Source organism: Cupriavidus sp. FW305-46 (assembly GCF_058787075.1).
This window is the reverse complement of record NZ_JBYSZI010000022.1, coordinates 1-1467: the sequence shown is the minus strand read 5'-3', so window position 1 is coordinate 1467 and position 1467 is coordinate 1. Positions and strand designations below refer to the sequence as shown.

The 1467-nt window shown below is 67.8% G+C and carries 2 protein-coding genes; one reads left to right on the top strand and one right to left on the bottom strand.

Going from position 1 to position 1467, the window contains the following annotated elements:
* The first annotated feature begins 42 nt into the window (after positions 1-42).
* Entirely contained in the window at positions 43-717 is a 675-nt protein-coding gene (locus tag AC3WON_RS12850) for a histidine phosphatase family protein (protein ID WP_010813896.1), read from the top strand.
* Between the two features lie 2 nt (positions 718-719).
* Here the strand turns inward: AC3WON_RS12850 and AC3WON_RS12845 are convergent, their stop codons facing one another.
* The gene (locus AC3WON_RS12845) at positions 720-1445 is read right to left on the bottom strand and encodes a queuosine precursor transporter (protein WP_010813895.1); all 726 of its coding nucleotides are present in this window, start codon (positions 1443-1445) and stop codon (positions 720-722) included.
* Positions 1446-1467: the final 22 nt, after the last annotated feature.

Genomic DNA, 1467 nt, shown 5'->3' with positions numbered 1-1467 from the left:
GCGGCGGGGGGCCGGCCTCAAGGAAATCCCGAAGGAAACGGCATGTCGCAAAGCCCCGGGCCGCATTCGCTGGCCTATACCCACCTGATCGTGATCCGCCACGGCGAAACGGCCTGGAACCGGGAGCGCCGGCTGCAGGGCCAGCTCGACATTCCCCTGAACGAGACCGGCCGCGCCCAGGCGCGCGCGCTGGCCACGGCGCTGGCGGGCGAGCCGATCGATGCGGTCTATGCCAGCGACCTGTCGCGTGCGATGGAAACCGCTGCGCCGCTGGCCGAGGTGCTCGGGCTGCAGGTGCGCCCCGATGCGCGCCTGCGCGAGCGCAGCTACGGCACGCTGCAGGGCAAGACCTACGCCGAAGTGGCCGAGCACCTGCCCGAGGATTTCGCCCGCTGGCAGGCGCGCGTTCCGGACTACGCACCGCCTGAAGGCGAGTCGCTGCTGGGCTTCCATGAGCGCGCGGTCGAGGTGGTGCTGGCGCTGTCGCGCCGGCATCCCGGTGAGCGTATCGCACTGGTGGCGCACGGCGGCGTGCTCGACTGCCTGTACCGCGAGGCCACCGGCATGACGCTGGAAGCGCCGCGCCAGCATGAACTGCTCAATGCCAGCGTCAACCGGCTACGCAGCGACAGCAGCCACCTGACGCTGGCGCAGTGGGGCGATGTCAGCCACCTTGAAAACCTGGCGCTGGACGAGGTGGACCGGCGCGTGCCTTAGCGCTACACGCGGACGCGGAACGGGGTGAAGTCGGTATTGCGGTCGAAATAATCCTCGTTCTCGGCCCGCTTCAGGAACCCCACCACCTTGTACGTCACCGGTGTCATCACCACTTCCCAGCCGGTCTTCAGCACGTACTGCGCCACTGCCACCTGGATCACCTTCTCCAGCGGCCAGATGCCGTAGAAGGCGATCACGTAGAACAGCGACGAGTCGACCAGCTCCCCGGCCAGCGTGGAGCCGATCGTGCGCGTCCACAGCCACCGCCCCGAGGTCCACAGCTTCATCTTGGCCAGCACGTAGCTGTTGGTGAAGCTGCCGCAGCAGAAGGCGATCAGCGAGCCGAGTGCAATCCGCCAGGTGTTGCCGAACACGTCCTGCAGGCTTTTCTGGTAGTCCGCCATGAAGGGCGCGACCGGCATGTTCAGCACCACCAGGCTCATGAAGGTGGCGAAAGCCAGCGCGGCAAAGCCGGCCCAGACCACGCGCCGGTCGCGGCCGTAGCCGTAGACCTCGGTCAACACGTCGCCGAAGATGTAGGAGATCGGGAAGAACAGCACGCCGGCGCCGAAGGTCACCGTGCCGATCACGGGCAGCGTCACCTGTGCCGCCTTGGCCGCGCCGATCAGGTTCGAGCACAGCAGCACGGTGACAAAGGCCACCATGACGAAGTCATAGTAACGGTAGACGCGGCCGGCGGGGCCTGCGCTGGCGGGGATGGCGGACATGGGGGCTCCCGGTCGGACGCGC